At 35.4% G+C, this 20,813-nt stretch carries 14 protein-coding genes and 1 rRNA gene; 5 read left to right on the plus strand and 10 right to left on the minus strand.

Annotation, left to right across the window (positions count from 1 at the left end):
• Both rrf and pafA read left to right on the plus strand, forming a co-directional pair.
• Positions 1 to 78: ribosomal RNA gene (gene rrf / locus WFZ86_RS19630) — 5S ribosomal RNA — on the plus strand; the annotation flags it as partial.
• 128 nt (positions 79 to 206) lie between these two features.
• Positions 207 to 1,823, plus strand: a complete 1,617-nt coding sequence (gene pafA, locus WFZ86_RS19635) for an alkaline phosphatase PafA (protein ID WP_342693527.1) — start codon at positions 207 to 209, stop codon at positions 1,821 to 1,823.
• Positions 1,824 to 1,873: 50 nt separating this feature from the next.
• Here pafA and WFZ86_RS19640 read toward each other — a convergent pair whose 3' ends face one another.
• The 4 genes from WFZ86_RS19640 to gltB form a co-directional block, all read right to left on the minus strand.
• Positions 1,874 to 3,289, minus strand: a complete 1,416-nt coding sequence (locus WFZ86_RS19640) for an alkaline phosphatase (protein WP_342693528.1) — start codon at positions 3,287 to 3,289, stop codon at positions 1,874 to 1,876.
• Positions 3,290 to 3,408: 119 nt separating this feature from the next.
• On the minus strand, positions 3,409 to 4,626 hold the full coding sequence (lysA, locus tag WFZ86_RS19645) for a diaminopimelate decarboxylase (protein WP_342693529.1): 1,218 nt from the start codon (positions 4,624 to 4,626) through the stop codon (positions 3,409 to 3,411).
• A 185-nt stretch (positions 4,627 to 4,811) separates the two neighbouring features.
• Positions 4,812 to 6,266 (minus strand): glutamate synthase subunit beta, encoded by a 1,455-nt coding sequence (locus tag WFZ86_RS19650; protein WP_342693530.1) that lies wholly within the window; start codon positions 6,264 to 6,266, stop codon positions 4,812 to 4,814.
• Between the two features lie 2 nt (positions 6,267 to 6,268).
• Positions 6,269 to 10,786: a glutamate synthase large subunit gene (gene gltB, locus WFZ86_RS19655; RefSeq protein WP_342693531.1), complete on the minus strand. Its 4,518-nt coding sequence runs from the start codon at positions 10,784 to 10,786 to the stop codon at positions 6,269 to 6,271.
• 405 nt (positions 10,787 to 11,191) lie between these two features.
• Here gltB and sucC point away from each other — a divergent pair, with 405 nt between their 5' ends.
• Positions 11,192 to 12,385 (plus strand): ADP-forming succinate--CoA ligase subunit beta, encoded by a 1,194-nt coding sequence (gene sucC / locus WFZ86_RS19660; RefSeq protein WP_342693532.1) that lies wholly within the window; start codon positions 11,192 to 11,194, stop codon positions 12,383 to 12,385.
• Positions 12,386 to 12,609: 224 nt separating this feature from the next.
• Here the strand turns inward: sucC and WFZ86_RS19665 are convergent, their stop codons facing one another.
• The 5 genes from WFZ86_RS19665 to WFZ86_RS19685 all read right to left on the minus strand — a co-directional run bounded on the left by WFZ86_RS19665 (position 12,610) and on the right by WFZ86_RS19685 (position 17,041).
• Positions 12,610 to 13,266, minus strand: coding sequence for an oxidoreductase (locus WFZ86_RS19665; RefSeq protein WP_342693533.1), 657 nt, complete (start codon positions 13,264 to 13,266; stop codon positions 12,610 to 12,612).
• Positions 13,266 to 13,718 (minus strand): DUF1456 family protein, encoded by a 453-nt coding sequence (locus WFZ86_RS19670; RefSeq protein WP_342693534.1) that lies wholly within the window; start codon positions 13,716 to 13,718, stop codon positions 13,266 to 13,268. The genes WFZ86_RS19665 and WFZ86_RS19670 overlap by 1 nt, the downstream gene beginning before the upstream one ends.
• Positions 13,719 to 14,153: 435 nt before the next feature.
• Positions 14,154 to 15,182: an aminotransferase class I/II-fold pyridoxal phosphate-dependent enzyme gene (locus tag WFZ86_RS19675; RefSeq protein ID WP_342693535.1), complete on the minus strand. Its 1,029-nt coding sequence runs from the start codon at positions 15,180 to 15,182 to the stop codon at positions 14,154 to 14,156.
• A 5-nt stretch (positions 15,183 to 15,187) separates the two neighbouring features.
• Complete coding sequence (locus tag WFZ86_RS19680; RefSeq protein ID WP_342693536.1) at positions 15,188 to 16,198, minus strand: dipeptide epimerase; 1,011 nt, start codon at positions 16,196 to 16,198, stop codon at positions 15,188 to 15,190.
• A 30-nt stretch (positions 16,199 to 16,228) separates the two neighbouring features.
• Positions 16,229 to 17,041 carry an alpha/beta hydrolase gene (locus tag WFZ86_RS19685; RefSeq protein WP_342693537.1) on the minus strand — a complete coding sequence of 271 codons (813 nt, stop codon included), beginning with the start codon at positions 17,039 to 17,041 and terminating at the stop codon, positions 16,229 to 16,231.
• 11 nt (positions 17,042 to 17,052) lie between these two features.
• Here WFZ86_RS19685 and WFZ86_RS19690 point away from each other — a divergent pair, with 11 nt between their 5' ends.
• Positions 17,053 to 17,499 (plus strand): excinuclease ABC subunit B, encoded by a 447-nt coding sequence (locus WFZ86_RS19690; RefSeq protein WP_342693538.1) that lies wholly within the window; start codon positions 17,053 to 17,055, stop codon positions 17,497 to 17,499.
• On the opposite strand, the gene uvrB is transcribed toward WFZ86_RS19690, so the two are convergent.
• On the minus strand, positions 17,496 to 19,487 hold the full coding sequence (uvrB, locus tag WFZ86_RS19695; protein ID WP_342693539.1) for an excinuclease ABC subunit UvrB: 1,992 nt from the start codon (positions 19,485 to 19,487) through the stop codon (positions 17,496 to 17,498). The two genes, WFZ86_RS19690 and uvrB, sit on opposite strands and share 4 nt — an antisense overlap.
• 353 nt (positions 19,488 to 19,840) lie before the next feature.
• Between uvrB and WFZ86_RS19700 the strand changes: the two genes are divergently transcribed.
• The gene (locus WFZ86_RS19700; RefSeq protein WP_342693540.1) at positions 19,841 to 20,617 is read left to right on the plus strand and encodes a class I SAM-dependent methyltransferase; all 777 of its coding nucleotides are present in this window, start codon (positions 19,841 to 19,843) and stop codon (positions 20,615 to 20,617) included.
• Positions 20,618 to 20,813 lie beyond the last annotated feature (196 nt).

The raw sequence follows: 20,813 nt of genomic DNA on the forward strand, positions 1-20,813 counted from the left end.
TCCCATTCCGAACAGAGAAGTTAAGCCCGCCTGCGCAGATGGTACTGCAATTTGTGGGAGAGTATGTCGCCGCCTTTCTTTAAAGAACCCCTTCATCAGATGATGAAGGGGTTTTTTGTGCGTTTATTTCTAGCTAAGTTGACTAAAATGTCATTTTATTTAACTTTCTTGATAATATGATTTAAATTTGTGTAAAATATTTATTTATGAAAAAAGTTTTTGCATTAGTAGTCTTGTTAGCTTTCTTTGTTTCCTTTGGTCAGCAACGTCCAAAGCTTGTCATTGGGATAGTGGTAGATCAAATGAAAGCCGAATATTTAGATCGTTTTTATGATGATTATTCTCAAGATGGTTTTAAACGATTGATGAATAATGGATATGCATTTTATAATATGAATTATAATTATGTACCTACATATACTGCTCCTGGACATGCTTCAATTTATACAGGAACTACTCCTGCTACACATGGTGTAATTGGTAATGATTGGTATATTCGTGAAACAGGTAAAAACAGATACTGTACGGATGATGACTCAGTAAAAACATTGGTTGTTGGAACTGAAAAAGAAGGAATGATGTCTCCAAAAAATCTTTTCGCAACAACTGTGACAGATGAGTTGCGAATGGCAACAAATTTTAAAGGCAAAGTTATTGGTTTGAGTATAAAAGATAGAGGTGCTATTTTACCAGCAGGGCATTTTGCAAATTGGGCTTTTTGGTTTAGTAAATCTGGTGATTTTATTTCGAGTTCTTTTTATGGAGATAAAATGCCTGATTGGGTTACCAAGTTTAACACAGAAAAACGTTATATAAACTACATTCAGAAGGGATGGGATTTGTTAAAGCCAGCAGCTGATTATAATGAGAGTCTTCCTGATGATAATGTATACGAAGGTAGAATAGATAAGTCTAAAGCCCCCATTTTTTCTTATGATTTGAATAAATTATACAAAGAATCTGGTGCAGATATTCTAAGAACAACACCCTTTGGGAATGATTTGTTAGCAGATATCGCTTTGCAGGCTATTGAAGGTGAGAATTTAGGAAAAGATAATGATACCGACTTTTTAGCTGTTAGTTTTTCTTCAACGGATTATGTAGGGCATACTTTTGGCCCAAGATCGATGGAGATTCAAGATACTTATTTGCGATTAGATTTGACCTTGGCAAGGATGTTTGATTATCTTGATAAAAACGTGGGTAAGGATAATTATTTATTGTTTTTGACAGCAGATCATGCTGCTGCAGAAAACCCTATCTTTTTAAAAGATCGCAAGTATGATGTTACGAATGTACCTTCAAAAGAAACTTTTAAATCTCTTGAAAAGTTTTCAATGGCAAATTATGGCGTAAGCTTAATATCAAATTATTCTAATTATAATGTCTATTTAAATAGAGATTTAGTTAAAACTAAAGGGTTAGATTTAAACATTGTCAAACAGACTTTTAAAGCTTTTATTTTGGAATTTCCTCATGTAAAGAGAGTGTATACTGATCAAGAAATTTTGGCTTCATCAGGTGGGGATTATTATTTGGATTTTATATTTAAAGGATTTGACCCTAAACAGAATGGTGATTTAGTTTTAGTTCAAAAAACGGGTTTTATGGAATACAATGAAACTGGAACGACACATGGCACCCCCAATAGTTATGATACTAATGTTCCATTACTCTTTTATGGTTGGCATGTTCCCAAAGGGGAATCTTATAAAAAAGTCTATATCACATCAATCGCTCCTACTTTATCTAAAATGCTTAAAATTACTTTTCCTAATGGTACTGAAGCAGAAGTGCTAGAAGAACTTTTGAAGAAAAATTAAATTCTGTATTAACAACAAAAAACTCCTGATAATTTCAGGAGTTTTTTGTTTTAAAATTTATTCTCAATTTCAGCTGCTTGCAACATCAAATAATGTAAATCAGTGTTTTTTATGAATGGTGCCAATAATTGGCTTCCTGGTCCAAACATTGCTAGTTCAGTATAATCAGCTGAATGGTCTGTACTGATCCAACCTACAGAGTTGCGCTTTTTTTGAATATCTCCCAATACTTTAAGGGGCAAATGTCTTGGATTGTATAATCCATCCTCTAATTTTATATTGGTATAATAGCTTAGGATTTCTTTTGCTTCTTCTTCTTTTAAAAGTATTTTATTTGCATATTCAATTCTTTCAATGACTTGAGCAACACTAGTTTCTTTTCCTATACCATTTAAAATCCAATCATTTGTTTGAGTATATTTTTGGATACTATCAAAGTTATCATTGGCTTCTTTTCCATATACTATACCAGGGTTGGCATTACCATGGTCAGATGTTATTATCACTAGTGTGTTTTGATCTTTTTCGGCAAAATCTATAGCAACTTTTATAGCCTCATCATGTGCGACTTGATCGTAAATTAAACCAGCTACATCATTTCCATGAGCTGCCCAGTCTACTTTCCCTGCTTCTACCTGCAAAACAAATCCTTTTGGATGATTCTTCATTTTATCAATAGCTCTTTGTGTCATTTCTGCAAGAGTAGGGATGCTATTGGTTAGTTCTTTGCTACTTTCTCTGTCTTTTGAATAAGGAAGGCCTTCTTTGTCAAACACACCCAAAATAGGTTTGCTGTTATCACTAGACCACATTTCAGCTTTGTTTTTGACCACAGTAAAACCCTTATCTTTGAATTCTTTATAAAGATCTCTTTTGTCTTTTCGAATATCAGCAGAGAAGTAGTTTTCGCCACCACCCAACATAACATCAAATTTTAAATCTAAATAAAGTTCTGCTATTCCTTCCTGACTGTTCCTGCTTTTTGAGGATATACAAAATCCAGCTGGTGTTGCATGTGTTACAGGAACTGTTGTTACACAGCCCGCCATTTTTCCTGCTTTTTGAAATTTTTGCCAAATGGGTAAATATTCTTCACCGTTAGTTCCTATATTTAAGGATCCATTTTTTACTCGATAGCCGCATCCCCATGAAGAACTTGCGGCAGCTGAGTCAGTGACAATAGATGAAGCTGATGCCATGTCCATCATAGCACGACTTACTTTTTTATCTTTGTACAACTGCAACCAATTACTTCCTTTTCCTGTTTTTCTATTTAAATAAAGATCAGTCATGTTTAGTGTACCGATGCTCATCCCATCACTTACGATAATTATGATGTTTTTTGCTTTCTTATTTTTGTGAAAACTAGTTAAGTCAAATTCATTTGCAGCACTTTCAAATGGATTGAGTAGGGTCGTTCCGAGGGCAAAAAGCGATCCATTTTTGAAGAAATTCCGTCTGTTCATATTTAGTATTTTAAAAGAGATCAAATATAAGTCAGCTTATTTTTGATCTAGGTTAAGAATTTTTTAAATATATAAAACATAAATGAAAAAATCCCATTTTTTCAAATGGGATTTATATATTATGCAGTTACTTCTATTTGTAGAGCAATTTGATTTTGAAGTAAATCTTCAAATTTTTCATGAGCACGAATCAAATGTCCTTTTCCATTTAGCCACAAAACTTCGGCGGGTTTATATCGGGAATTGTAGTTTGAAGACATTGAGAAACAATAAGCTCCAGCGTTGTGGAATGAAAGAATATCTCCTTCTTTAATTTCTGCAATTCGCCTATTGTTTGCAAAAGTATCCGTTTCACAGATGTAACCTACTACAGAATAGAAGCGTTCTTTTCCTTTTGGATTAGAAATATTTTCGATATGGTGTTGAGAACCATAAAGCATTGGTCGAATTAAATGGTTAAAACCGCTATCAATTCCAGCAAAAACAGTAGAAGTAGTTTGTTTTACTACATTTACTTTGGTTAAAAAGAAACCAGCTTCACTGACTAAGAATTTTCCAGGTTCAAAAATGAGTGTTAAGTCTTTTCCATATTCATCACAAAAAGCATTAAATCTTTTGGACAATTTCTTGCCTAATTCTTCAATATCTGTTTGTACATCATCTTTTTTATATGGTACTTTGAAACCACTACCAAAATCTAAAAACTCAAGGTTTTTGAAATTTCTAGCAGCATCAAAAAGAATTTCTGCAGCATATAGAAACACTTCAATATCTAAAATATCAGACCCAGTGTGCATGTGAATACCCACTATGTTCATTTTTGTGTTTTCTACAATTCGAACAATATGTGGTAATTGATGAATAGAAATTCCGAATTTACTATCGATGTGTCCTACTGATATGTTAGTGTTACCTCCAGCCATTACGTGTGGATTGATTCGTATACAAACGGGAACATTTGGATGCTTGGTGCCAAATTGTTCTAATATAGATAGGTTATCGATATTGATTTGTACTCCTAAAGCGTTTACTTCTTCTATTTCTTCTAAAGAGACTCCATTGGGGGTGTAGAATATTTTTTCTGGAGCATATCCAGCATGTAATCCAAGAAGTACTTCTTGAATAGAAACGGTGTCTAAACCAGAACCCATATCTCTCAATAGCTGAAGGATTGATATGTTTGACAATGCTTTCATTGCATAATTAATGCGAAGTTTTTCAACCTTAGAAAAAGCTTTCGTTAATCTGTTGAATTGAGATTGAATTTTTTCGGCATCATATACATATAATGGAGTCCCAAATTGTTCGGCTAATTGAAGTAAGTCTTTTCCTTGCATTGTGATTTAATTTTTTACAAATTTATTACAGTTTCTACCTTCGACCAAATAAAAAACAAAATATAACAAAATATAACAAAATGTTATTAATTAAACATTTTGTTTTTGAATTTTGTTTTTTATAACAATAAAAAAATCCCTTGACTCAAAATATCAAAGCCAAGGGATTTAAAAAAAATGGTTTTTTATAATGAAGGCAAATCGCCTTTACCTTTAGTTGGTAAGTTGGTGTATCCCATTAAGAATAAATCAACTTCTCTTGCAGCCTCACGACCTTCAGAAATAGCCCAAACAATCAATGATTGCCCTCTTCTCATATCTCCAGCGGTAAAAATATGAGGGACATTAGTTTGGTAGTTATTGGCTTTGAAGTTACTTCTCATATCCAATTCTAGACCAAGTTGTTCTGCTAAAGTTTTTTCAGGTCCTGTAAATCCTAGAGCTAATAGCGCTAAATCACACGGCCAAATTTTTTCTGAACCTTCTTTTTCAATTAGTTCAGGACGTTGTCCAGGAACAATTTTCCAAGCTACTTCTACTGTTTTTAGTGCCGTTAGTTCTCCTTTTTCGTTAGCAATGAATTCTTTAGTGTTGATTAACCAGTTTCTGTTACAACCTTCTTCGTGCGAAGAAGAAGTCTTTAACTGTAACGGCCAAAAGGGCCATGGTGTAGTTTCACTACGACCAACAGGTGGTTTTGGCATAATCTCAAAATTAGTAACCGATTTTGCACCTTGTCTATTTGAGGTGCCAATACAGTCTGATCCTGTATCTCCACCACCTATAACGATAACGTCTTTTCCAGTAGCTTTGATTTGATTTGGCACATCTTCGCCGTATAAAACTTTAGTTTGTTGCGTTAGGAAATCCATAGCTTGTACCACACCTATGCTATCAGCTCCTTTGGTAGGTAAGCCTCTTTTTTCTGTTGCTCCACCACAAAGAACAATTGAATCAAATTCATTTAATTCGTCAACTGAAAAGTTGACACCAACATTTATATTGGTTTTAAAAACGATACCTTCAGCTTCTAAAATAGCAACACGACGATCGATTATTCCTTTCTCTAATTTGAAATTTGGAATTCCGTATCTTAACAATCCTCCAATTGCGTTGTCCCTTTCAAAAACAGTTACAGTATGTCCAGCACGATTGAGTTGTTGTGCGGCCGCTAAACCAGCTGGTCCAGAACCTACTACAGCAACTTTTTTGCCAGTTCTAACTACAGGTGGTTGTGGTTTTATCCATCCTTCGGCAAAACCTCTTTCAATAATATTTTTCTCGATATTTTCGATGGCAACAGGTTCTTTGATAATACCTAGGACGCATGATTTTTCACATGGTGCAGGGCATAATCTTCCTGTAAATTCAGGAAAATTATTTGTTGATTGCAATATTTCTAAGGCACTTTGCCATTCTTCTTGATGTACCATATCATTAAAATCAGGAATTAAATTCCCCAATGGACATGAGCTGTGACAAAAAGGAATGCCACAATCCATACATCTTGAACCTTGTTCTTTTATTTTATCTTTTGGTAATGCAATTGTGAATTCATTATAATTGGCAACGCGTTCAACAACAGCTATGTTACCTTCGTCGGCTCTATTAAATTCTTTAAATCCTCCTATTTTTCCCATGACTATTGTGCTATTAATTCTTCAACTTCCTTTTCTGCTGCAATACGTTGTAATGCTTTTTTGTAATCTGTAGGCATTACTTTTACAAAATGCATGACTTGGTTGTCCCAATCTGCCAAAATTCTCTTAGCTAATGGGCTATTTGTGTATAAGGAATGATTTTTTATCAAACGTTTCATTTTTGTAATGTCTTCTGCTTCTAATGGATCAAAAGCTACCATTTCCATATTGCAAAGGGTTTGGTCGAATTTTTTATTTGGATCGTAAACATAAGCGATACCCCCACTCATACCAGCAGCGAAGTTTCTTCCGGTTTTGCCTAATACAACTACAGTACCTCCAGTCATGTATTCACAACCGTGGTCTCCAATACCTTCAACCACTGCAGTTGCTCCTGAGTTTCTAACGCAGAAACGTTCTCCTGCCATACCATTAATATACGCTTCACCAGTAATGGCTCCATAAAGAGCAACGTTACCTATAATGATATTCTCCTCGGGTTTGAATGTTGCTGTTGGAGGAACTTTTATAATTAATTTTCCTCCAGAAAGTCCTTTACCTAGATAATCATTGCAGTTTCCGTGGATTTTGAAAGATAATCCATTGGTAGCAAAAGCTCCAAAACTTTGTCCTGCAGATCCTGTAAAGTCAACTAGAATAGTGTCTTCTGGTAGTCCTTGTGCACCGTATATTTTTGAAATTTCGTTACTCAAAATTGCTCCAACTGAACGATCCGTATTTTTGATGTCAAAGGTTACTCTTGTTCTTTCTTTTCTATAAATTGAAGGAATCGCAGCTTTGATAATATCAAAATCTAATACATGCTCTAATTCATGATCTTGAGGCATTGTATTGTGGTTGGGAACTGTTTTTGCTTTTTCTGGTTTATAAAGAATAGTTGACAAATCTAATCCCATCGCTTTGTAATGTTGAATCGCTTTATTTACGTTCAATTTTTGAGATTGTCCCACCATTTCTTTTAAAGTTCTAAAGCCAAGTTGTGCCATAATTTGTCTTAATTCCTCTGCAATGAAGTACATGAAATTAATAACATGTTCTGGAGTACCCTTGAAGTTTTTACGCAACTCAGGATCTTGAGTTGCAATACCTACTGGGCAAGTATTCAAGTGACAAGCACGCATCATAATACAACCTGAAGCTACTAATGGAGCAGTGGCAAAACCAAATTCTTCAGCTCCAAGTAAAGCGGCAATAGCAACGTCACGACCAGTTTTTAACTGTCCATCACACTCTAAAACGACACGGCTTCTCAAATCATTTAGGATTAAAGTTTGTTGAGCTTCAGCCAAACCTAATTCCCATGGGATTCCAGTATGAGTTAAGGACGTTAATGGTGCAGCTCCTGTTCCTCCATCATAACCTGATATTAGGATTACATCAGCTTTTGCCTTAGCAACACCTGCAGCGATGGTTCCAACTCCAACTTCTGATACTAATTTCACATTTACTCTAGCTTCACGGTTGGCATTTTTTAAATCGAAAATTAATTGTGATAAATCTTCAATAGAGTAGATGTCGTGGTGTGGAGGTGGAGAAATTAGTCCAACATAAGGTGTAGAATTTCTGGTAGCAGCAATCCAAGGCACCACTTTTTCCCCAGGTAGTTGTCCACCTTCACCAGGTTTAGCTCCTTGTGCCATTTTTATTTGAATCTCTTTTGCATTAGTCAAATAATTAATGGATACTCCAAAACGACCTGAAGCTACTTGTTTAATGGCGCTATTTCTAGAGTCACCGTTCAATTCTTTTTGGAAACGTCTTGAATCTTCACCACCTTCTCCAGAATTACTTTTTCCGCCAATTCTGTTCATGGCAATGGCTAAGTTTTCGTGTGCTTCTTGACTTATTGAACCGTAGGACATGGCACCTGTTTTGAATTTTTTTACAATTTCAGTCCAAGGTTCTACTTCATCAATTGAAATTGGGTCCAAATTATTGAATTCAAATAATCCACGAATAGTCATCAAATTGGCACTTTGTTCGTTGACCATTTTAGAATATTCCGCATAACTTTCAGGACTATTCAAGCGAACGGCTTGTTGTAGTTTTGAAATGGTTGTTGGATTAAACATGTGTTTTTCACCATTTCGTCTCCATCTGTAAATACCACCAATTTCGAGCGGTAACAAGTTGGCTACTTTTGAATTTGGGAATGCTTTTTGGAAACGCTTTTTCACTTCTTTTTCTACTTCCATTAATCCAATACCTTCAATTCTAGATGGAGTGTATGGGAAATATTTGGTTGAGAATGATTTGTTTAAACCTAAAATCTCAAAAATCTGAGCCGCTCTATAAGAATGCAACGTTGAGATTCCGATTTTATTCATAATTTTCAAAATCCCTTTTCCAATGGCTTTGTTGTAATTTTTAATTGCATATTCGGCAGTTATTCCAGCGATGTGACCTTCTTTAACTTGATTATGAATTATTTCATTTACCATATATGGATTAATTGCGCTGGCACCATATCCAAATAATAATGCAAAATGATGAGGCTCACGAGGTTCTGCAGATTCAATAACAATTCCAAACTTAGAGCGTACTTTAAGTTGGTTTAAAGTGTGGTGAATATAAGAACAAGCCAAAAGCATTGGGATAGGTGCTAGGGTTTCGCTTACTCCACGATCAGAGAGGATAACAATATTGCTTCCTTCAGAAACAGCCTTGAAAGTGGCTTGTACGCATTTCTCTAAGGCACGCTCTAAACCATTAGCTCCTTTTTCTATTTTGTACAACGTAGAAATAGTAACTGATTTGAAATCTTCGTGCTGAATGTTTCTTATTTTATCCAAATCTTCATTAGAAATGATTGGGTTTTGGATTTTTAATTTTTTGCATTGTTTTGCTTCAATGTCAAATATATTGTAATCTCCACCAATAGCTAAACTGATATCTGTGATGATTTCTTCACGAATTCCATCCAAAGGAGGATTGGTAACTTGAGCAAATAATTGTTTGAAGTAGTTATACAATAATTGTGGTTGATCTGATAATACTGCTAATGGAGTATCATTACCCATAGAGCTAATGGCCTCGTTTCCGCTACCGCCCATTGGATTAATTATTGTTTTTAAATCCTCTATTGTATAGCCAAACATACGTTGTCTGGTTTCAAAATCAAGATTCTCAACTGGAATAGGGTTGTCAGTATAAGGAATACAAGCTAATTGTAAAAGATTTTCATCCAACCATTTTTGGTAAGGACGTTTAGTAACAATTGAATGTTTTACTTCGTCATCTTCGATTATTCTTCCTTCGTTCATATCAACCAAGAACATTTTTCCTGGTTCTAATCGGCCATGTTGAATGACATCTTCTGGGTTGATATCAAGTACACCAATTTCTGATGACATAATAACAAAACCGCTCTTAGTCAAAGTATATCTTGAAGGGCGTAGACCATTTCTATCCAATAGGGCTCCAATAACATTTCCGTCAGTAAATGGAATAGAAGCTGGGCCGTCCCAAGGTTCCATAATACAAGAATTGTATTCATAGAATGCTTTTTTCTCAGCACTCATAGTTTGATGTTTTTCCCATGCTTCAGGAACTACCATCATCATGACTTCAGGAAGAGTTCTTCCTGTCATTAGTAACAACTCTACAACCATATCCATAGAAGCAGAATCTGATTTGCCTTCTAAAATGATTGGGAATAATTTTTTTAAATCTTCACCAAAAACATCACTTTTCATTAGTTCTTCACGAGCTCTCATTCGGCTTACGTTTCCTCTTAATGTGTTGATTTCACCATTGTGACACATATAGCGGAAAGGTTGTGCTAAATCCCATGAAGGAAAAGTGTTTGTAGAGAATCGTTGGTGTACTAATGCCAATCGAGTAACTAAGTCACTGTCTAATAAGTCGGTGTAATAACGACTAATGTCTTCTGGCATTAACAGTCCTTTATATATAATAGTTGTTGTAGAAAAACTTGAGAAGTAAAACATATGACTTTCTGAAGTTTTTGAACCTCTAACCGCATGTTCTGCTATCTTTCTAGCTGCAAACATTTTGGCATTAAATTGTTGTTCTGTCAAATCCAAACCATTTTTGCCAACAAAAACTTGTTTTACCGTAGGTTCTTTTTCGGCAGCGATTTGTCCTAGATTGCTAACATCAACAGGAACATCTCTCCATCCGAGGATTTTTAATTTTTGATCTTCAATTGCTTTTTCGAAAGTAGTTTTACAAAAATCAACTTGATTGCTACTTTTAGGCATGAATACCATACCAACAGCATATTCTCTTGGTTCTGGAATAGAAAATTCACAAACTTTCTTAAAAAATGTGTGTGGAATATCAAAAAGGATTCCTGCTCCATCACCAGTTCTACCATCAGAGCTAACAGCGCCACGATGCTCTAATTTAATTAAAATGTCTAATGCCTTGTGAATAATGTCATTAGATTTGATTCCGTTCAAATTACAAATGAATCCTGCGCCACAATTGTCGTGTTCAAATTCGGGCAAGTAAAGGCCTTGTTCTTTAACTTTCATGCTTGCTATTTTTTTTACAAAATTATGTAATTCATGAGATAATCTGTCTAAATGCGATATTTGACTATTATTTTTGTTATAAAATCAAATTTAGCTTGCAAAAATGATAATTGTAAAATTTTGCCCTACCTCTGTTAACATTTTCATAATATTTGAAATTGAAAACGTCTTATTTACCTGCAAAAACTGAATTTTTTATAGATTTTGGTTCGTCCAAAAAAAAATATCACAAATTTTTTAATAACCTTTAATTTTTTTAATAAAGTATATTCTTTCGTGAGGTTATTTTTAAGTAAACCTTCTTTTTTTTAAGAAAAAAAAATAATTCTATTTAAGTTTAATTTTCTATTTTTGTCGCACTTTATTCTGGAACGTTTTCAGAGTCCTGTCAAATTTTATATACTTATGAACATACACGAATATCAAGGAAAAGAAATTTTAGCAAGCTACGGCGTACGAATTCAACGCGGAATTGTAGCGAATAGCCCTGTAGAAGCTGTTGCTGCTGCAAAACAATTAACTGCCGAAACAGGTACAAGTTGGTATGTTGTTAAAGCTCAAATTCACGCCGGTGGACGTGGAAAAGGTGGTGGTGTAAAACTTGCCAAAGGCTTAGACAAAGTAGAAGGAATTGCTAGCGAAATCATCGGGATGCAATTGATTACACCTCAAACTTCTGCCGAAGGTAAAAAAGTACACAAAGTGTTAATCGCTGAAGATGTATATTATCCAGGTCAAAGCGAAACTTCTGAGTTTTATGTTTCTGTTTTATTGAACAGAGCTACTGGACGTAATATGATTATGTATTCTACAGAAGGTGGAATGGATATCGAAGAAGTAGCTGAGCACACTCCTCATTTAATTTTTACTGAAGAAGTAGATCCTGCTGTTGGTTTGCAAGGTTTTCAAGCAAGAAGAATTGCTTTTAACTTAGGACTTTCTGGAAATGCTTTCAAAGAGATGGTTAAATTCATCGATTCTTTATATAATGCTTACATTGGTTCAGATGCTTCGATGTTTGAAATTAACCCTGTGTTAAAAACATCTGACAATAAAATTATGGCTGTTGATGCTAAAGTAAATATCGATGATAATGCTTTGTACAGACAAGCTAAATATGCTGATATGCGTGACATTCGTGAGGAGAACCCAATCGAAGTTGAAGCTAAAGAAGTAGGTTTGAATTACGTAGATCTTGACGGAACTGTTGGGTGTATGGTAAACGGAGCTGGTTTGGCTATGGCAACTATGGATTTGATTAAGTATGCTGGTTTTGAGCCTGCTAACTTCTTAGACGTAGGAGGAACAGCTGATGCAAAACGTGTAGAAACAGCTTTCCGTATCATCTTAAAAGACCCAAACGTAAAAGCAATTTTAATCAATATTTTTGGTGGAATTGTTCGTTGTGACCGTGTGGCTCAAGGTGTTGTTGATGCTTACAAAAATATGGGTGACGCTATAAAAGTGCCAATCATTGTACGTTTACAAGGAACTAATGCTGCTATAGCAAAAGAATTAATTGATAATTCTGGAATGCCAATTCTTTCTGCAGTTGAGTTTCAAGAAGCTGCCGACCAAGTTAAAGCTGCATTGTCTTAATTTACAATTTAGTTATATATTCAAAAGCCTGTTCGTTATGAACAGGCTTTTTTATTGGTTTCAAATTGAGTTCAAGATTATGAACTTTTAATACATTTTTCTTTAGCTCTAAAAATTGTATTACCGCAAATTCGCAAATTTTAAAATAGTCATAATTGGAGTAATTTGTGAATTTTCGGTGAAAATTTGGAGTCCAATCTTTTTGAATTTCAGTTTATTGTGGTTTAGTTTGCTATGTTTTGAAGTTCATCTGATTCGTAAATGGTGTAGCCTTTTACGTTGGATTGTGCCAAAAGATAAATGGCTTTGGCAACTGTAGAGCTTTCTATAGGGCGGTATTTTTTTAAACCTCCTAAGAGGAGGAAAGAAAACCCATTTGAGAAAAAAGCACCTATTTTTTCTCCTAATCTAAACTCAGAGCGATGACCTAATAATAATGAAGGTCTAACAATGACAGTGGTTTCAAAATTCGCTTTGGCTAGTTCCGCTTCCATTTCTCCTTTGGTTTTTAAATAGAAGTTGTTCGAGTCTTTGTTGGCGCCCAAAGAGGAAACAATCAGGAATTGCTTTATGTTATTCGTCTTTGCAATTTTTGAAAATGCAATTGGATATTCGTAATCTACTTTTCGAAAGGCGGATTGACTTCCTGCTTTTTTGATGGTGGTACCAATGGTGCAAAATAAATCATCGCCTTTCACCAAATGCTGATAGGTTTCGGGTGCATCAAAGTTGATGATGTGTTGCTCTAGTTTGGGATGTGATTTTCCAGATTCTCGTTTTACAAAAATGATGACTTTTTGATAGTGTTCACTTTCTAAAAGTATATCTACTAGTTGTGAACCAATAAGTCCCGTACTGCCAATAACTAGAGCCGTTTTCATTATGATTTTTTATTCTTTCCGTTGTTGAATTTTACTTTTTCTACCACTTGAATTTTTGGAGCAGCCGCTTTATTGCTTTTTTTGAAAGGTTTTTTGCTTGCTGGCTTTTTGTCTCCGCGGCTTTGTTCTGCATCTTTTGGTTTGGCTTTGAACTCTGGTTGTTTTGCAGCTCCATCTTTTGCTGGGATTTCAGCTCTATGTTTGGCTAAAACTTCAGTAGGTACTTTTGGGTTTTCTTTGGTGCCACGTAAGTGAATTACTAATCCGTTAAGGAAATTACGCAATACTTGGTCGCCACATTCCATATAGTTGGGATGTTTTTCGTCGCGGAAAAAGGCACCTAGTTCTGATTTTGATATTCTGAAATCTACTAATTCTAGGATTTCAACGATTTGGTCGTCGCGCAACATTAAGGCTACGCGTAGTTTTTTGAAAATATCGTTGTTGGTCATATTCTTTTAATTTTTACAAAGGTACAGTTTAAAAATAGAGAGACGTTATATTCGAGTCTGAATTCAGGGTGCTCTCTCAAAAAATGAAGATAAATTGCTCCAATTGTCATTAATTGACTGCCTTTTTTTTAAACATATAAGGCATATAAGTTCCTATAATTTTTGGTGTGTTTTATAGGAGTAAAAATAGAAGGGCATATTAGCAACACAGATGAATCAATATGAATTTTTTAATTTGAAAAGTCTTAAGGTTGTGGAGTCTTTAAATGTTTCAGACTAAAGCTATGAATTTGATGTTTGCAAAAAGGCTAGATGTTTCCCTTTAGCCCCGGTAGTAGCGGCATCCTTTGCTTTTTTGCTGCCAAAAAAGCAAAGATATAGCGGATGACGGGTCCTATGATGGCATAAAAGCCTTTTTTTTCTGCTCCTAAAAATCTATAAAAATGAATTTAAAATTTGCACTAGTTGGTCAAGGTCTTCTTTTTGGTGATTGGCGGAAATGACGATTCGGTTCAAGGTTTTTTGGTCTGAGGGATAATCAAAATGGGTAATTACGATTTTGTTTTGCAACAATATATCGTAGCTCTTGTCCCAATCTAAGTAAATGGAAGGATAGTTTGTGGTGAAATTGATTTTTGGATTGGGTTGTAAATCTTGGGCGAGATAGTTTAAGTTGTCCTGTAATTTTTGAAGTTGCTGTTGCACTAAGTGTCCAGTTTCGGCAAGGGTTTGTACATAGGCAGGATTCATTCCAGCGGCCGCGACAAAGGTGTCATAATTTTTGATTTCTTGAATAAAATTCGAATCGCTCGCTATCACGCCTCCTGTGAGTCCCAATGCTTTGCCAAGTGAGGCGACTAAAATTTTACGTTTGATGTTAGGATTGGTGATACTCGAATAAATTCCTGACCCGTTTTTGCCAAGGATTCCGATGGAGTGGGATTCATCAATAACCAAAGTGATTTCTTTATGGGAGGGAATACTATCAAGAATTTTTAAATCTATGGCTTGTGTCTGAAACGAAGGCACCGCATCTGTAACGATGGTGATTTTTTCTTTTTTATGGTCTAAAATTCTTGGATTCAACTTGTTTTCTGTCAACAAAGGGATGCTGTCTTTTCTTTCTATGGCGGGATGAACATTTGGAAAATGGTAAAAAACATCGGTGCTTTTGCTTAAAAAATCTATAGTTATTTTTCCTGCCAGCATTCCTGATGAAGCGGTAAGTGCTGCTTCGGATTGAATAAAATTTGCCAGAAAGGTTTCTCCTAATTCGTAGGCGCTCAATTGTATGTTTGCATTTCTTGAACTTCCGTATGCGGTTCCCCAACGCTGGATATTTTTGAAAATAATTTCTTGAAATTCGGGTAAAGTTGGAAAACCAAGATAAGCCGTTCCACCAAAATAAAGGAATGTTTCTTGGTTGATTTCGATTACACGACCCGGAAATTGATGGACTTTCATACGAATTATAAAAGTGTCACTCCAGTTCCGTTTCCATCAGGGTAATCAATTTTGCCGTAAGTAATGGTTACTCCTGTAGCAATATCTTTATCTAGTAGTAGCGCTCCGTCCATATCTACGTAATCTAGTAGGGGTAGCAGATGTGCTATGGCTGAGATGCCTACTGTAGATTCTGTCATACAACCTACCATAGTTTTTAGTCCTAGTTTTTTGGCTTCTTCCAGCATACGTTTGCCTGGAGTAAGACCGCCACATTTTACCAATTTGACATTTACACCGTGGAAATGGTTATGGCATTTGGCAACATCGGATTCGATAATACAACTTTCGTCAGCAATGATGGGCAAAGCGGAGTGTTTGTATACTTCTTTATGTGCTTCCCAATTATCGGCTTTCATAGGTTGTTCTAAGAATTCCACCCCGAGTTTTTTTAAAGCTACGGAATTAGAAATCGTTTCTTCAACACCCCAACCGCAGTTTGCATCGATTCTGAAGATGGCGTCTGTATGTTTACGTAATTCGGTTACGATTTCAATGTCTTCTTGGGTGCCTAATTTAATTTTATAGATAGGCCAAGGGAGTTCTTTCATTTTGGCGACCATTTTTTCAATAGAAGCGATGCCAATGGTGTAATCTGTTAATGGATTTTTATCGGTAGTAAAATTCCAAAGTTCGTATAATTTTTTGCCTTTTTTGCGAGCATATAAATCATTGTAAGCCAAGTCTAAAGCACAAAGTGCAAACATATCCTCTTTTAAATAAGGATGTACTTTATCCCAAAATTCTTCGGGAGTTTCGGTTGTTGTGTTTTCTATCAACGAACGAATGTTTTCCAAATCCGCACGCATCATTGGAACCGTGGTGTGATAATAAGGGTTGGAGGTTGCTTCGCCAAATCCCGAGTAGCCTTCGCTTTGCAATTCTACAATTAGTGAAGGTTGAAAATCGATAGATTCTCTAGAAATGGTGAAGGTGTGTTTTAGTTTTAGGTTGTATTCGTGAAGGATTAGTTGCATAACATAAAATTTTATTGTTCTAAAAAAGGATTAGTAGCCTAACCAAAGTAGCGCCTTAACAAAACCATCTCGCCATAATTTTTCGTTGTGTTGGCCACCTTTTATTATGTTCTTTTTGTTCAAATGTTTACAGGAACAACGCTTGGTATTGATGATGTTTTCCATTGTATTTAAGTCTTTGACCATACTGTCATCATCGCCTTCTTGGTCTCCACAAAGGAAATAATACTTTGCTTTTATCTTTTGGGTTTGTTCTGTTAATGCGATAATATCCTTTCTATTAATCCAAAAGGCAGGAGAAAAAACGCCTGCTTTGCCGAAAACTTCGGGATACTTTAGCGTGGTGTAAAAAGCGGTCAATCCACCCAAGGAGCTGCCAATTATTAGCGTATGTGTTTTGTCGGTTTTAGTGCGGTATTTTTTGTCGATGCTCGGTTTTAAAGTGTTGACAATAAAATCTAGGTATTGATTCGCCTTGCCGCCACCGTATTTTTCGTGAGGATAGGGAGTGAGTTCCTCGAGTCGTTTTTCGTTTCCGTGTTCAATTCCCACTACGATTACTTGTGCGCTCAGACTGTCTAATTTTTCATCAATATTCCATTCTCCACTATAGGCTGTTTTGGCATCGAATAAATTTTGGGCATCGGGCATATAAATCACGGAATATTTCTTCTTGGAAGTGCTATAGTTTTTGGGTAAGTAGAGCCAGATTTTTTTTGTCGTTTGCAACTCAGGAGATATAATACTAAAAGTACTCACTTGAGAAGAAGCAGTGGTTTCCTGTGTCCATCCTTTCAATACAAGAAAAAAGAAGCAAAAAAAAAGGATTGTTTTTTTAGACATAATTGAATTTTGTGGATACATTTAAAAACAATAATTTAGCTAAAAATAAGAAATTGATGAATAGTTTTGAAGAAAAAAGAAGTTTACTTTTAGAAATGATAAGTTTTTCTATTGTAGACGGAAAATTACACCAACGCGAGTTGGATTTTATTCGAATTGTAGCCAAAGAATTGGGATTTACCAAAGCAGAATATTCTGATTTGTTTCATCAAGAGTTACCTCATTTACCCATTAAATCAGAATTTCAGCGTATTCAGCAGTTCTATAGATTGGCGCTGATTATGCATTGTGATGGTGTTTTACACGAAAAAGAGTCAGTTGCCATTCGCCAAATAGCCATTGATATGGGATTAAATCCAGGGGCTACCAAACGAGTTTTGCAAATGATGCAGCAATCTCCTAATGCTATGATTGATGCTAAAGCACTGTTAGGAATGTTCCAAGAACAACACAATTAAGAGAGTTTTTCTTGTAATGCTTTTATTTCATCGCGGAACTTGGCAGCTTGCATAAAATCTAAATCTTTTGCGGCTTTCTCCATTGCTTTTCGTTTTTCACGAATTAATTTTTCCAATTCTGGTTTTGAAAGATAAGCTGTTTCAGGCTCAGCTGCTTTTGCAATAGTATGTCCTAATTCGTATTCCACCAGTGGGTTTTTAGTAAAAGCACTGTCTATTTTTTTATCTAAAGCTTGTGGGACTTTATTGTGTTGGGTGTTGTAATTGATTTGTTTGGTACGGCGATAATTGGTTTCATCAATCGTTTTTTGCATACTCGCAGTAATTTTATCGGCATACATAATCGCTTTTCCGTTTAAGTTTCTTGCCGCACGACCAATTGTTTGGGTTAGTGAGCGATGGCTTCTTAGAAAACCTTCTTTGTCAGCGTCCAAAATGGCAACCAAAGACACTTCAGGTAAATCCAATCCTTCTCTCAATAGATTGACTCCAATTAGCACATCAAATAAGCCTTTTCTCAAATCCTGCATAATTTCGATGCGTTCTAGTGTATCCACATCTGAGTGAATGTAGCGACAACGTATGGAAACTTTAGTCAAATATTTAGCCAATTCTTCGGCCATTCTTTTGGTTAAAGTGGTGACCAAAACACGCTCATCTAATTCGCATCGTACTTGTATTTCTTCGATTAAATCATCAATTTGATTCAAACTTGGACGAATTTCGATAATCGGGTCTAACAAGCCTGTGGGGCGAATAATTTGCTCTACATAAACACCATCACATTTTTGTAATTCATAATCCGCAGGTGTGGCAGACACATAAATGACTTGATTTTGCATGGCTTCAAATTCTTCGAATTTCAAAGGGCGATTGTCCATAGCCGCAGGTAAGCGAAAACCATATTCTACCAAGTTTTCTTTTCTTGAACGGTCGCCACCATACATAGCTTGTACTTGCGACAAAGTCACGTGGCTTTCATCGACTACCAATAAAAAATCATTGGGGAAATAATCCAATAAACAGAAAGGCCTTGAGCCCGCTTCTCTTCCGTCAAGGTAACGAGAATAATTTTCAATTCCAGAACAATAGCCCAATTCCCGAATCATCTCCAAATCGAAGTTAGTGCGTTCTTCGAGGCGCTTGGCTTCTAAATGTTTGCCTATTTCTTTGAAGTAATCCACTTGTTTCACTAAATCTTGCTGGATTTCCCAAATGGCATTTTGCAATACATCTGGCGAAGTCACGAACATATTGGCGGGATAAATCGTCAATTTTTCAAAACGTTCGATGACTTGAGCGGTTTTGGTATCAAAGCTTTCAATTTCTTCGATTTCATCACCAAAAAAATGAATTCTGAACGCATCATCAGCATAACTTGGATATACTTCTACCGTATCACCTTTAATTCTGAAATTTCCTGGGGTAAATTCGGCTTCGGTTCTAGAATACAAACTTTGTACTAAGCTGTGTAGTAATTTAGTTCTTGAAATCATTTGGTTGACTTCGATGGCAATTACGTTCTTTTGAAATTCTACGGGATTTCCAATACCATAAATGCAAGAAACGGAGGCGACCACTATAATATCTCTTCGTCCAGACAATAAAGAAGAAGTCGTGCTTAAACGCATTTTTTCTAACTCTTCATTGATTGACAAATCTTTTTCTATAAAAACTCCCGTAACGGGCATAAACGCCTCGGGTTGGTAATAATCATAGTAGGAAACAAAATATTCCACCGCGTTGTTAGGGAAAAATTGTTTGAATTCCGAGTACAACTGCGCGGCCAATGTTTTGTTGTGTGCTAGTATCAGGGTTGGTTTTTGAACTTCTTGAATGACGTTTGCAACCGTAAAAGTTTTTCCAGACCCAGTAACTCCTAGTAGCGTTTGAAAAGGATCACCAGCAATAATGCCCTGTGCTAATTTTTCTATCGCTTGAGGTTGGTCACCCGTAGGTTGGTAATCTGATACAATTTGTAGTTTCATTTTTAATAGTACTAACTTGATTAAGACATAAAGGGTAGTATACAAAAATACAGCTAATCCTTAATTTATGAGTCTTCATTCGATGGTTATTTTTAGGAACCAAAGCAAAAGGCATTTTACCCAGCAAAGTCCCGCTATCCGCTATATCTTGCTTGTCGAACCCCGTCAAGCAAGGATGCCGCTACTATCTGGGTTAGAGAGCCTCAATTTGCTTTTTTGTTATCATTTTCATTAGAATAAAAAATTATAGGATTGTAATTGCCGTTTTTCTGGAATCAATAATTCGTGTTTGTTTTATCCTTTTTAATTGTTTTTTAGTAAATTACCTCGTAATATAACTTAATCTTTTGACAATGAATATGTATGATAATCCAGATACAGTATCACATTCTTTTGATGAAAACTATCTTTCTCCTTATTTGATTCAAGCGCAATGGGCAGAGTTTGTAGCTTTAAAAGAAGTTATTCATGAGTTTTCATTACGCTTACAAAGATCCATTCGTATTTTAGATATCGGAGTGGGTAGCGGTAGAATTATTCAAAACCTATACGATATTCCCGAAATATGGCAGTATGTGGCGCACTATACTGGTACAGATAATGCTGTTTTATGTTTGGATTTAGCATCAAAAATGGTAAATGATTTAGGTATAAATGATAAAGTGACACTTTTGAATTTAGATGCAGTAGCCTTAGACCAACTAACCGGGACGTATGATTTGATTATGACCACGTGGTTTACAGCAGGAAATTTTTTTCCCGATGATTTTGATTTTAAGAGCTATTCAAGAGCGACCTCAAAATTAGATTTAACAGTCAATTCTAAGTTTACCACTATTTTTTCTCAGGCTTATGGTTTGTTAGCCCCTCAAGGTGAAATTGTTTTGGGCGCTTGTTACAAAGACAACGATGCTACTAGAATGAAGCAAGAACTTAGTTATCAAAAAATGGGGATGGCAATAATTACTTCTTCTGAAGACAGTTTTACAGCGACTCAAGAACGTTTTTGGTCCCAACGTTTTACTAAAGAAAAACTATATGATTATTTACCTTTTGTAGTCCCGCAGCAATTTGCTTTTAAAGATTTGGATACCTATGAATACGCCATGCAAGTAAGGATAAAAAAATAAGCAGCAAGACATTCGTGTTTAAAAAAAAGTTAGCCACGAATAGTACAAATTGGTACTAATTTTATCGATCTGTATCGTCCTAAAAAAAGTTTACAGTTTTTAATTAATACCTAGAATAGGTTTACATTTTTTTTTAATACTAGAATTAGTTTACAATGATAGTGTTTTTTCGATAATAGTTCTTCCATAGTTTTTC

Source organism: Flavobacterium polysaccharolyticum (genome assembly GCF_038739875.1).
Classification (GTDB): domain Bacteria; phylum Bacteroidota; class Bacteroidia; order Flavobacteriales; family Flavobacteriaceae; genus Flavobacterium; species Flavobacterium polysaccharolyticum.

Bases quoted from the DNA above. Each gene is read 5' to 3' on its own strand.
- pafA (WP_342693527.1), top strand. From the start codon at position 207: ATGAAAAAAGTTTTTGCATTAGTAGTCTTGTTAGCTTTCTTTGTTTCC.
- WFZ86_RS19640 (WP_342693528.1), bottom strand. From the start codon at position 3,289: ATGAACAGACGGAATTTCTTCAAAAATGGATCGCTTTTTGCCCTCGGA.
- lysA (WP_342693529.1), bottom strand. From the start codon at position 4,626: ATGCAAGGAAAAGACTTACTTCAATTAGCCGAACAATTTGGGACTCCA.
- WFZ86_RS19650 (WP_342693530.1), bottom strand. From the start codon at position 6,266: ATGGGAAAAATAGGAGGATTTAAAGAATTTAATAGAGCCGACGAAGGT.
- gltB (WP_342693531.1), bottom strand. From the start codon at position 10,786: ATGAAAGTTAAAGAACAAGGCCTTTACTTGCCCGAATTTGAACACGAC.
- sucC (WP_342693532.1), top strand. From the start codon at position 11,192: ATGAACATACACGAATATCAAGGAAAAGAAATTTTAGCAAGCTACGGC.
- WFZ86_RS19665 (WP_342693533.1), bottom strand. From the start codon at position 13,266: ATGAAAACGGCTCTAGTTATTGGCAGTACGGGACTTATTGGTTCACAA.
- WFZ86_RS19670 (WP_342693534.1), bottom strand. From the start codon at position 13,718: ATGACCAACAACGATATTTTCAAAAAACTACGCGTAGCCTTAATGTTG.
- WFZ86_RS19675 (WP_342693535.1), bottom strand. From the start codon at position 15,182: ATGAAAGTCCATCAATTTCCGGGTCGTGTAATCGAAATCAACCAAGAA.
- WFZ86_RS19680 (WP_342693536.1), bottom strand. From the start codon at position 16,198: ATGCAACTAATCCTTCACGAATACAACCTAAAACTAAAACACACCTTC.
- WFZ86_RS19685 (WP_342693537.1), bottom strand. From the start codon at position 17,041: ATGTCTAAAAAAACAATCCTTTTTTTTTGCTTCTTTTTTCTTGTATTG.
- uvrB (WP_342693539.1), bottom strand. From the start codon at position 19,487: ATGAAACTACAAATTGTATCAGATTACCAACCTACGGGTGACCAACCT.
- WFZ86_RS19700 (WP_342693540.1), top strand. From the start codon at position 19,841: ATGAATATGTATGATAATCCAGATACAGTATCACATTCTTTTGATGAA.